We start from the raw sequence: 12947 nt of genomic DNA, 5'->3' as shown, positions 1-12947 counted from the left end.
AAAGCTGAAAGCTGAAAGCTGAAAGCTAAAAGCAAATACAAGCCACAAGCGAATACTGCGTTTTGCTTTAGGCTTTAGGCTTTAGGCTTTAGGCTTTTGCCTTTATGCCTTGTTTTCCTAACTTGCCCCCTATGGCATTACGAATTGGTTTAACCGGCGGTATTGGCAGTGGCAAAAGCACTGTGGCCAAAGTATTTGAAGTACTCGGCATTCCGGTATATTCTGCCGATGAAGCAGCCCGCCGACTGATGAATGAAGACGAACAGTTGCGCCAGCAGATCATTCAGCATTTTGGGCCTTCTTCCTACAAAAACAACCAGCTCGATAGGCCCTATATTGCCAGCCAGGTATTTAATAATAAAGAAAAGTTGGAGTTAATGAATTCGCTGGTGCATCCTGCTACTATTCGTGATGCGGCAGAATGGATGGCCAAACAAACCACGCCTTATGTCATTAAGGAAGCGGCCATTATTTTTGAAAGCGGTACCCAGAACCAGCATGATTATATTATCGGAGTTTCGGCCCCCACTCCACTGCGTATTTTACGGGCCATGAAACGCGATGGTTCTACCCGCGAACAGGTGCTCGCCCGCATGAGCAAACAGATCCAGGAATCTATTAAAATGCGGTTATGCGATTTTGTTATTGTTAATGATGAATTGCAGGCGGTGATACCGCAGGTGCTTGCTTTACATGAGCAGTTGATAACTCTGAGCAAGGCAACAGGCAGGTGAGTGATCAGTTGTCAGTGGATATGCCGACGCTTGCGGTCGGCATCCCGGCAAGCTATGCTTCGTCGGGATTCGATATTCCATATTTTACGTTCTTTACTTTCTCATTCCTCATTTTTCATTTTTAATTCTTCATTTCTCTATTCCGATTCCGATTTCCTGCTTTGGTATATCAACCACGCCGTTAAACCCAACACTGCCGCTCCGGCTGCTACTGCAACTATAGGCGTAATCTTATTTACAGGTTTCGGTACATACGTAACCCCTTCGGTGCCAGCAATGCCCGGCTCGCGGGTATAGCGGCCATGTAAGGGAACTGCCAGTTCTTTAAAGTTATCTGCCAGATTGTGGAGCATTTTCCGCATTTCTTCACCCCTCATCGGCAGGCCATGACCGGTGGCAACGATCTCCGGTTCCAGCACCGCCAGCGTTTTCACTGACTTTTCCGCAGCGGCCCAATCGTACGTAAAATACTTCGGCGGACCAGTCAGCTTGCGGGTTTGCCGCATTACCGACCAAACCGACTCCTGCCGGGTGGTTACAAAAGCATCTCCCGCCAGCAGTACACGGTCGCGCCGCCGCCATAAACTGATCTGTCCCGGAGCATGACCCGGCGTATGAATATATTTCCAATCTGGTAAAAAAGGCAGACTGCCATCATCGGGCAGGATCTGAAGATGTTCACTGATGTTGATGGGTCCGGCAGGGAAAACCGACGAAATAGCCGACAACAAACCACCGCCAGCCCAGGGATCGGGAGGCGGATAAGCCGATGCTCCTGACAAATATGGTACTTCCATCAGGTGGGCAAACACCGGTACATCCCAATCATTCGCCAGCTCCTGTGCCGCGCCCACATGATCGAAGTGGCCATGCGTTAAAATAATGGCTGCCGGTTTGGAGTCGGGCCAAAAGAGGTATTCGGCCAGTTCTTTGATCTTTAAAGCCGACCGTTTTAACCCGGCATCTACCAACACCCACTTTTTCTCAACGGCATTATGTATTAAGTATACGTTTACATAACCATCACGCAGGCCCCATACCCCTGGTGCTACTGTAAACCAGTTGACGTCGATTACTGATTTTACTGTTCCGCTTTTCATGAGTCTCAATTTTATAAATGGAAAGAATAGTTCTGGTAATCTATCCAGTAAATAAAATTGTATGCCATAGAATACAGCCCAAAGGTTAAAGCCTAAAGGTCAAAGCAAAAAAAATGTATTTGCTTTGACCTTTAGGCTTTCGGCTTTTAGCATGCCAGTTTATTGCAATTGAACCTTCCTTATAGCTATTGCCCGATAATATCAACATCCTTCACTTTTACCGGAAACCACACCATCATCTCCCCCTTACCCCGGTTGGCCCAGGCGTAATAAGGGATGGCGGTTACCATTCTTCGGGTGGTTGATACTGTTTGAGCTTTTTCATCAACGTTTATTACCGGCAGGTTGCTTTGCAATACTTCCACCCCATTTAGCAGGTCGGGCTTAAAGGATGCCTGAAAACTGGCATCGGCCGGCAGCAGGATGTTAGCCGCCTTGCCATTGTTGTCGGCCCATTCGGCGCAATAGATCAACGGCCCACGTTGCAGGGCTACTTTGCCCTGGTCGTCTTTTACTTTTTCGTTGGCCACCACCCGGCGCACTTCCATGGGCAGGTCAACCTTCAGCACATCGCCTTTTTTCCAGGTGCGTTTTATCACCGCATAGCCTTTTTCAACGGTATAGTCAACCGGCTGGCCGTTTATTGAAATAGCCACTTTTGCGCGCTGGCTGTCATTAAAAGTATACAGGTCAGAAGGGATGGCCTGGTTGCCAGTCCAACCCGGAATGCGCACCAGCAGGCTAAAGGCATCGCTTTTTTGCGGCGATACCGTAAAACTCAGCGCCCCATCCCAGGGGTAGTTATTTTGCTGCACAATATTCACCGGCTTGCCATGTACCTGGATGGCCGCATTGCCCGATACAAACAGGTTTACATACACCGCATCGTCTTTCAGGGCATATACATAGCCTGGAATAGATGGGATCAACCGGGTGAGGTTGGTAGGACAGCACGAACATTCAAACCAGCCAGACCGTGCCGGTTCCATGCTGTGGTGAGCAAAGTCATTTTTGATCTGCATAGCATTGGTATAGAAAAATGATTTGCCATCGAGGCCTACTCCGCTGATGAGGCCATTGTACAGGATCTTTTCCAGCACATCCATATACTTAGAGTCGCCATGCAACAGGAACATGCGGTAATTCCAGTACACGCCGGCAATGGCGGCGCAGGTTTCGTTATACGCCGTGGCATTGGGCAGTTCGTAGTTGTCACCAAAACGTTCGCCGGAAGGAATGGCGCCCAGCCCGCCCTGTACATAGATCTTTTTAGTAACTACATTTTCCCAGATGGAATCAATGGCCTGCAACAGTTTTTCATCGCCGGTGAGGGCCGCTACATCGGCCACCGCCGAATACAGGTAGCCGGCCCGAACGGCATGCCCTACCGCTTCGCGCTGGTCAACTACCGGGATCTCATCCTGCCAGTAGGCGCCGTTCTTCCAGGGGTCTTTGCTTTTAGCATCGTATTTGTCGTAATGACCGCGTTCTTCAATAAAGAATTTCGCGGTTTGCAGGTATTCAGGTTTACCGGTAATGCGGTACAACTTCACCAGTCCCATTTCAACAATCTCGTGGCCCGGTGCTACGTGCCGCTTATCGGGACCAAACACCGAACAAATGAGATCAGCATTTTTCAGGGCTATATTCAACAGGTTCTTTTTACCGGTGGCATAATAGTGCGCATAAGCCGCTTCGTACAAATGACCGGAGTTATACAGCTCATGGCTCAGCTCGCGTTCTTTTACCCAGCGTTCGGGGCCAGCCCAGGCATGGGGCGATGTTGGGTCAATGGTACGGGCAGTATACAGGTAGCCATCAGGCTCCTGTGCTTTGGCTATTTTGTCTATTAAGGAATCTATGTAGGCTTCCAGCTTTTTATCGGGAAACAGGCTTAATGAAAAGGAAGCGCCTTCAATGGTTTTGTAGATATCCGTATCATCGAAGGGGTATGTAGTGCAGAACTTACCGCTATGGGCAGCGGCCATTTCAAAGTTCTTTATCCTGCCGGTGCTTTCACAACGGGCAAACGAAGCCGGAATAGTAACGGAGTGGTTGATCTTCATCCGCGGCAACCAGAAATTATCGGTAAAGTGAACGGCGGTGAAATTTACCGCCTGTACGGGATAGTCTTTTTTGGGTTGGGCCATTACCGCATTGGCAGCCAGGATGCTTAAAGCAAACAGTGATCTTTTTAGCATGGAAGCGCTCGTTTTAGTGTACTAAATATACGGTAAAAACGAATAGGGATAATGTAATTGTCGTATAGACATTAATATTGGTTAAGAACTGGTTCAGTTGGCTGATTGAAAGGTTGACCAGTTACCCCGTTAACCAGTTAACAAGTAATATAAATGCTTTATCACATACGAGAATTGCTGAATAGAATTACTGAACGACGAACATACTGCGACGCAACAGTAGCTTAATAGCAGCACTGGCGTCAGGTTTCAACAAACAAAAAACCCTCCCGATGCATCGGGAGGGTCATATATAACTTATTAACTCATCAACCCGTCAACGGGTCAACTCGTCAACTTATTTCAACTTAGCCAAGGCTGCAGTAATCCGCTTCCAGGCTTCTTCGATTTTCTCCATGCTGTTGGCAAAAGAGATGCGGATTGCCTGAGGCTCGCCAAAGGCGCGGCCTGTAACGGTACTTACGTGTGCTTTGTTCAGCAGGTACATACACAGGTCATCGGCATCTTTGATGGTTTCTTCGCCATCGCTCTTCCCAAAGAAAGCGCTAACGGTTGGGAACACGTAGAAAGCACCATCCGGCTCGGGGAAAGTTAAACCGGGGATAGCTTTCATCAGCTCCATCACGCGTTTTTTACGACGTTCAAATTCCTTCGTCATTTCCATAGAAGGTTTCAGATCGGTAGTAAGTGCGGTGATGGCAGCACGTTGGGTGATACTGTTGGTACCGCTGGTAAACTGTCCCTGTAATTTCTCACAGGCCTTGATTACATCAGGGTGTGCAGCCAGGTAACCCAAGCGGTAACCGGTCATAGCAAAACCTTTACTCAAACCGTTCAATACGATCACGCGGTCTTTCAGGTCTTCAAACTGCGCAATGCTTTCGTGTTTGCCTACGAAATTGATGTATTCATAAATTTCGTCAGACAGGATATAACAATTAGGGAATTTGCGGAATACGCCGGCGAGGCCTTCCAGCTCTGCTTTACTGTATACGCTGCCGCTGGGGTTACAGGGTGAAGAGAAGATAAACAACCTTGTTTTATCGCTCATCGCTGCTTCCAGTTCGGCAGGCGTTAATTTGTACTTGTTCTCAATTTTGGTGGGAACCAGTTTCACCACGCCTTCGCCCAGTTTCACGATCTCGGAATAGGTAACCCAGTAAGGAGTAGGGATCACCACTTCGTCGCCTTTGCTTACAGTTGCAAATACGGCATTGGCCAGGCTATGCTTGGCGCCCGTAGAAGCAATGATGTTTTCAGGCTTATATGACAAATTATTATCACGCTTCAGTTTGGTACAAACCGCTTCACGCAATTCAGGATAACCGGCAACAGGGGTATAGTGGCTCCAGTTCTCATCAATTGCCTTCTTGGCAGCTTCTTTAATATGCTCTGGCGTATCAAAATCTGGTTCGCCGAGGCTCAGGTCAATCACATCAATACCTTTGGCGCGCAATTCACGGCCCAACTTAGCCATCTTCAATGTTTCCGGCTCGTTGAATAACTGTAAACGGGATGATAGTTGCATACTAATAACTAAAATTAGGTTGGTAGTTTTTTTGTGCCGCAAAAGTACTGCAAATGTGATAAAGTGCTTGGTTGAAAATGCCCGGGGTTGAAAATTTGAAAAATTGAAAATGTCATGGGCTGTTACAGGTTGCCGGTTTCAGGTTACCGGCTCTGAAGGCAAAAAACTTATACAATCTGCAAAATTCTCATCTGCCAGGCTCCCAAACCAGCCCGCCGTTTGCGCTGCAACCCCGTTAAATGAGGTTATCTGTACCTATTTCTCCTGCCCGGAATACATATTTACCCCTAAAAGGCGTTTTTACAAACGAAATGGCCCCCTAAAGGGCCCGAATACTCATGAAACCTGTAACTTGTAACCTGTAACGGTATTGTTTCCTGACCGAAAACACTATCTTTGCCAACTCTAAAAAAATAAATCGAAACAATCCAATGAGAGCACTGGTTAGCATTTTTGCAGGTCTGTTGATACTGATCTCTTTATACCAGCTTTCCTTTACCTGGTTCGTAAACCAGCACGAAAAAGAAATGGGTAAGAAAGCGGAGATGTATGTAAAACGGACCTATCCCCTTACTCCTCAACAGAAGTACCCCTCCAACACTGAAGCCCGCGCCTATTACAAGGATACCGTGGACAACGCACATGACGCTTATCTCGATAGCTTGCTGACTGCTACAAGAGACAAAAAAATTACCTGGTGGGGTCAAACTTACCAGAAAGCGAAAGAAAGCGAATTGTTGCTGGGTCTCGATCTGCAAGGTGGTATCAACGTAACGATGGATATTGCCCTGGACGGCCTTGTTAAAAACCTGGCTAATAACCAAAAAGACCCAGGATTAACGAACGCTATCGCCGATGCGCAAAGAAAAAAGCTTAACAGCGATAAAAACTTTATCGACCTGTTTGCTGATTCTTACCACGAACAAAACCCGGGCGCCAGACTGGCTCCCCTGTTTGTGAACGCCAATAACAAACTGAGCGGCGATGCTACTGACAGCAAAGTGTTGAACTACATTCACGAACAGGCCAATGCCGCCATGCAACAGACCTACCAGGTGCTGCGTAACCGTATTGACCAGTTTGGCGTGGCGCAACCCAACATCAACCTCGATGAAAATAAAGGTATCATCACCGTGGAACTGGCCGGCGCCAGCGATCCAGACCGTGTTCGCAAATACCTGCAATCAACCGCTCACCTGCAATTCTGGGAAGTATACACATTGGAAGAATTGTCTAATTCTGTAATGACAGCAGCTAAATCGCTCGACGAGTACATGGCCGCTACTATTACAGATTCAAATGGTGTTGCTAAAAAAGATACTACTGCCAAAAACCTGCTGGTTAGTAAAATCAAATTCATTCCTCCGCAACAGGACCCCAATACCGGCAAAGTAAGCTACTCCCCTTCACTGGGTGCAGCCCTTTTAGCCGATACTGCAGCGGTTAATAAATACCTGAGCCTGCCGGTTGTTCGCAACAATTTCCCTGCAAACATTAAATTCCTGTGGGGTAAACAAGACCGCGACGATGATGGTAAACTGAGCAATTTTCTCCGTTTGTATGCGATCAAAACCATTCCCGGCAGAGACAAAGCTTTTCTGGAAGGCGACGCTATTGAAGATGCCCGCCAGGAGTTTGACCAGGTTACCAATGAAGTGGCCGTTGCCATGGAAATGAACCCCACCGGCGCCAGAAACTGGGCTACCCTTACCGGAAGAAATGTAGGTCACCCAATTGCTATCGTATTGGATGACATCGTTTACAGCGCCCCTAACGTAATTCAAAAGATCGAAGGCGGCCACTCCCGCGTAACCATGGGTTCTGGCGGTAAAAACCAGCAGCTGGTTATCACGGAAGCCAATGACCTGGCCAACATCCTGAAAGCAGGTAAACTCGAAACACCTGCTATCATCGTTCAGGAACAGGTGGTTGGTCCTACCCTGGGTACACAAGCTGTACATGGCGGTATTATGGCCTTCGCCATTTCATTTATCGTGATCTTCGCCCTGATGCTGGTATATTATAATACCGCCGGTATTGTAGCCAACATCGCCCTGATACTGAACCTGTTGTTTACCATCGGCGTACTGAGCGCCCTGAATGCCACGTTAACAGCACCCGGTATTGCCGGTCTGGTGTTGACCATTGGTATGGCGGTAGACACCAACGTAATCATCTTTGAACGTATTAAAGAAGAGCTGTCAAAAGGTAATACCTACGCACAGGCCGTTAAAGCCGGTTACCTGCGTTCATTACCACCGGTACTCGATGCCCACATCACTACCATGTTGACCGCTATCATCCTGTTCATTTATGGTTTAGGCCCGGTATTAGGTTTTGCCACTACCCAGATCCTCGGTATTTTGTTATCGTTGTTCTGCGGTATCCTGGTATCACGCCTGATCACTGATTTCTATACCAACAAGAACAGACACTTCGTATACTTCACCGGTTTATCAAAACGCATCTTCAAACACGCGGCGTTCAAGTTTATCCAGTACCGCAAGGTTGCCTACGGCATTTCTGCAGTGGTATTATTACTGGGTGTAGCTTCTTTCTTCCACGGTTTCAGATACGGTGTTGAATTCAGCGGCGGCAGAAGCTATGTAGTGAATTTTGGTAAGTCTGTGAATGCTGAAGAGATCCGGAATTCGCTGGAAAAAACCTTCGGCAGCACACCTACCATTAAAACATATGGCGGTCCTGATAAACTGAACATCACTACCGATTACCGCGTTAGCGAAACCGGTATAACAGTGGATTCAGCTGTACAAAGCACTTTATACAATGGGTTGAAATCTTACTTACCTGTAGGCACTACCCAGCAGGATTTCAACACCCGTTTACTGATAGGTAGTAACAAGGTGAACCCCACCATCTCCGATGACCTTAAGAAAGGCGCTCAATGGGCTACTTTCTGGTCAATGCTGATCATTGCCATCTATATCTTCATCCGTTTCCGCGACTGGAGATACTCTTTAGGTACCATCGTAGCCCTGTTGCACGACGTACTGGTAACCATGGCAGTGTTCTCGTTCCTGAAAGATGTGGTGCCCTTCCCGCTTGAAATTGACCAGCACTTTATTGCTGCGATTCTGACGGTGATTGGTTTCTCCATGAACGATACCGTGATCGTGTACGACCGTATCCGCGAATACAGTCATACCATGCACGGCGCCGATAAAACAACCATTATTAACAAAGCGATCAACGATACCCTGAGCCGTACTATTATGACGTCGCTCACCGTGTTCCTCACCATCCTCATCCTGTTCCTGGTAGGTGGTGAAGTAACCAAAGGTTTCGCCTTCGCCATGTTGATCGGTGTTATTACCGGTACTTATTCTTCTATCTTTGTAGCTGCGCCGATCCTCATCGACTTTGCCAAAGACAAACCGCTGGGTGAACCCGCTCCTGCTGCCAAAACAGGAACAACCGCCACCAAAGCGGCTGTGACGAATAAAGCATAATTTTAGAACAAGTTGATTCTTTATATGGGCCCTCCGGTAACGGGGGGCTTTTTTTAGTTTTAAGAAGCGGGGCAAAGGGCAGAGGGCAGAGAAATAACCTACGAACCTGCTAACTGAAACTTAGCACCCCGAAGCATCAACTTATAACTTTCAACTTAAAACATTGAACTAAACAGCTCATTAATAGTCACATACATACGCTTAACGAGTAATTAACAGTTAAGCGGCGGTTAACGCTTATTTTAACATTTATCCTCTTACCAACTTTGCATTCATAAGGTGCATTAAATAGACCAATCACCTGACTAAACCGACATGTATGCAAATTTTCCAGACCAATTCATCCACCCGATGGAACCAGTTCAAGTGGACCCTACTCTTCTTGCTACTGGGCCTGATCTTCGCAGCCACCGTGCTGATCGTAGCGCTGAACCAGGTTTATACACCCGCCATTCCTAACCTGAATAAGAACACGGCGCAATTAACCAATGGCCTTCCCGACAAAAACGATGTACCCATTTCAAAAAAATGGGCGCCCGGTTTTGAGAAATACATCAGACATAAAGAAAAGAAAGCCGCGGAAAAGAAAGCCGCCCTGCTGGCGCCTACCGCTCCCAAATACCAGTTGCCACCGGCTTATCCCTCGTTCAACCGGTTTCCCTGTGGTATCCGTTCCGCCTTTTATGTAGCCTGGGACCCGCAATCGTTCTATTCGCTGCAAAGGAATATTTCCAACCTCAACCTGGTGATCCCTGAATGGATGTTCATTGATCCCAAGGCCGATACCATTACCACTTCGGTAGATGACCGGGCGCTGGCCATCATGAAAAAAAGCGGCGTGCCCATTATGCCTATTCTCTCCAACAACTATAAAACTGAATTTCTGGGCGAACCGGTACACCGCATTCTTACCAACGCGGCCAAAAAAGAAAAGCTGATCAACGATGTGATCAACATCCTTGAAAAGAATCATTTTATTGGGGTGAACGTTGACTTTGAAGAACTGAAGGAAGATTCAGATGAGCCCCTGGTGGCCTTTCAGAAAGAACTGTATACCCGCCTGCACGCAAAAGGCCTGCTGGTAACCCAGGATATTTCGCCCTTCAACGAAGATTACAATTATGACGAACTGGCCAAATACAACGACTACATCTTTTTGATGGCGTACGACCAGTATGCCGATCATACCGGTCCCGGCCCTATTGCCCACCAGCAATGGATAGAGAGTGCTGTTGATAAAGTGGCCCGCAAGATCCCCTCCGACAAATTGATATTGTCGCTGGCGGCATATGGGTACGACTGGCCGCAGCATGGCGCTGCTACCAACATCACGTATCAGCAGGCCCTGTCTACCGCCCGTGAATCGGAAGGGGTTATCGATTTCGATAACAACTCATACAACCTTCATTACAGTTATTACGACGATGATGATAAACCGCACCAGGTTTATTTTATGGATGCGGCCAGCACGTTTAACAGTCTGCGTTTTGCTACTGAATATGGACTGGCCGGCACCGCCTTGTGGCGCCTGGGCAGTGAAGACAGCCGCATCTGGAAGTTCTACAACCAGGACATGGAAAAACAGGCGCTGGCTAACTTCGACTTTAAAAAATTTACGCGTGTACAATCGAGCAACGATGTGGATTATATGGGTGAAGGCGAGATCCTGGATATCCTGAGCACACCAGTGGATGGCAAAATTACGCCTGAGATAGACAGCTCCGATATGCTCATCAGCGAAGAACGTTACGATAGCCTGCCAAGCATGTTCGTGGTTAAAAAATACGGTACCGCCGACCCTAAAAAACTGGTGCTTACTTTTGACGATGGTCCCGACCCCACCTGGACACCCCAGGTGCTGGATATTCTGCAAAAAGAAAAAGTACCTGCCGCCTTCTTCCTGGTGGGCATCAATGCCGAGAAAAATATTCCCATTGTAAAACGTATGTATAAGGAAGGGTACGAACTGGGCAACCACACCTTTACCCATCCTAACGTGGCAGAGATTTCACCCAAACGGGCGCTGCTTGAAATGGAAAGCACCCGCCTGTTGCTGGAATGTATTACCGGCCACTCCACCATCCTGTTCAGGGCGCCTTACAATGCCGATTTTGAACCGGAGAAAATGGAAGAGCTGTTGCCTGTGGCCATTGCCCGCACCAAGAATTACCTGGATGTAGGGGAATCCGTTGACCCGCTAGACTGGGAACCTGGCGTAACTGCAGACAGCATTGTAGCCAGGACCATCAAACGCAAACAGGACCTTACAGCTGCCGGGTTAAGCGGTAACGTTATCTTATTGCACGATGCCGGGGGCGATACCCGCAGTGAAACCATCAAGGCCCTGCCCCGCATTATTGAATATTTTAAAAGCCGGGGCTACCAGTTCACCACAATTGCTGATCTGCTGGGTAAGAAAAAAGCCGAGCTGATGCCGGCTGTGCCCAAGGGCAAAGATTACTACCTGGTACAATTGAATTACCTGCTGGCCGAATCGGGGTATTGGGCCGGCAAGATCCTGTTCTTCCTGTTTGTGGTGTTCATTGTATTGTCTATGGCCCGCCTGACATTCCTGGCCTTTTTGGCCACCCGGCAACGCCGCAGGGAAAAACTAGTGGTATGGCCCGCGATCACCAATTACCCGCTGGTATCCATCATTGTACCTGCTTACAACGAGGCCGTGAATGCCGTTAACTCGGTACACAACTTATTAAAAACAAACTGGCCCAATACAGAGATCATTTTTGTTGATGATGGCAGTAAGGATGGTACATATGAAAAAATACACGATGCCTTTAAAGGCCATCCCAGGGTAAAAGTATTTACCAAACCCAATGGCGGCAAGGCATCGGCCCTGAACTTTGGGATAAAAGAATCGAAAGCTGAGTATGTAATATGCATCGACGCCGATACGCACCTGCATCCCGATGCTATACCTAAGATGATGAGGCATTTGGCCCCCTCCCAGCCTCCCCCGGTGGGGGAGGAGTTTGGCAACACCCAACTCTTGCATTCAGATCCCGAAGCTATTAGTCGCGAGGTATCTGGCTCCCCCTCCACCGGAGGGGGCCGGGGGGAGGCCGTCGTTGGCGCCGTAGCCGGTAACGTAAAAGTGGGTAACCTGGTGAACATGCTCACCCGCTGGCAAAGTATCGAGTACATTACCAGCCAGAACTTCGACCGCAGAGCATTTGCCTGGCTGAATGCCATTACGGTAGTGCCTGGCGCCATTGGGGCCTTCCGCAAACAGGCCATTGAGGACGCCGGCGGGTTTACCACCGATACCCTGGCTGAAGACTGCGACCTGAGTGTACGCATTTTGCGGCAGGGGTATACCATTGCCAATGAACACGAGGCCCTGGCGTTTACCGAAGCGCCAGAATCGGTAAAGATGTTCATAAAACAACGGTTTCGCTGGAGCTTTGGGGTAATGCAAACCTTCTGGAAGCATCGCAAGGTGTTGTTCAATAAAGAGTGCAAGGCCCTGGGCTGGGCGGCGTTCCCCAATATCCTGCTGTTCCAGTTCATTATACCGGCCTTTGCCCCCGTGGCAGATATCTTTATGCTGATTGGCATACTTACCGGTAACGCAGGCCACATCCTGGTTTATTACGGGTTATTCATGCTGGTAGATGTGGCGGTATCGGTAATGGCCTTTCATTTTGAAAAAGAAAAGAAATCGCGCCTGTTATGGTTAATACCACAACGGCTTATATACCGCTGGCTGATGCTGATAGTATTGTTCAAAGCCTACCTGAAAGCGATTAAAGGCGAATTACAGGGCTGGGGTGTACTGAAGCGCACAGGAAGCGTGCAGGCGGCGAAAGGAGCTTATAAGGTCGCATAAGGGATTTGGTTGAAAAGTTAACAAGTTGACGGAGTTGACAGGGTTGATAGAGGAAATAAGTATTATT

General features: G+C 48.1%; 6 protein-coding genes. 3 read left to right on the top strand and 3 right to left on the bottom strand.

Translation table 11 applies throughout. The features are described from left to right. Positions 1–131 precede the first annotated feature (131 nt). A complete protein-coding gene (gene coaE / locus NIAKO_RS04950) occupies positions 132–734 on the top strand; it encodes a dephospho-CoA kinase (protein ID WP_014217297.1) in 603 nt (200 codons plus the stop codon). 137 nt (positions 735–871) lie between these two features. Here coaE and NIAKO_RS04945 read toward each other — a convergent pair whose 3' ends face one another. The 3 genes from NIAKO_RS04945 to NIAKO_RS04935 form a co-directional block, all read right to left on the bottom strand. After that, positions 872–1834 carry an MBL fold metallo-hydrolase gene (locus NIAKO_RS04945; protein WP_014217296.1) on the bottom strand — a complete coding sequence of 321 codons (963 nt, stop codon included), beginning with the start codon at positions 1832–1834 and terminating at the stop codon, positions 872–874. A gap of 185 nt (positions 1835–2019) precedes the next feature. Continuing rightward, complete coding sequence (locus tag NIAKO_RS04940; protein ID WP_014217295.1) at positions 2020–4035, bottom strand: glycoside hydrolase family 127 protein; 2016 nt, start codon at positions 4033–4035, stop codon at positions 2020–2022. Positions 4036–4372: 337 nt separating this feature from the next. Then, on the bottom strand, positions 4373–5563 hold the full coding sequence (locus NIAKO_RS04935; protein WP_014217294.1) for a pyridoxal phosphate-dependent aminotransferase: 1191 nt from the start codon (positions 5561–5563) through the stop codon (positions 4373–4375). Between the two features lie 431 nt (positions 5564–5994). Between NIAKO_RS04935 and secDF the strand changes: the two genes are divergently transcribed. Next, the gene (secDF, locus tag NIAKO_RS04925) at positions 5995–9033 is read left to right on the top strand and encodes a protein translocase subunit SecDF (protein WP_014217293.1); all 3039 of its coding nucleotides are present in this window, start codon (positions 5995–5997) and stop codon (positions 9031–9033) included. 319 nt (positions 9034–9352) lie between these two features. Continuing rightward, positions 9353–12880, top strand: a complete 3528-nt coding sequence (locus tag NIAKO_RS04920) for a trifunctional glycoside hydrolase family 18/polysaccharide deacetylase/glycosyltransferase family 2 protein (protein ID WP_014217292.1) — start codon at positions 9353–9355, stop codon at positions 12878–12880. Positions 12881–12947 lie beyond the last annotated feature (67 nt).

This window comes from Niastella koreensis GR20-10 (assembly GCF_000246855.1).
Taxonomy (GTDB): Bacteria; Bacteroidota; Bacteroidia; order Chitinophagales; family Chitinophagaceae; genus Niastella; species Niastella koreensis.
This window is presented reverse-complemented; position numbering and strand designations above follow the sequence as displayed.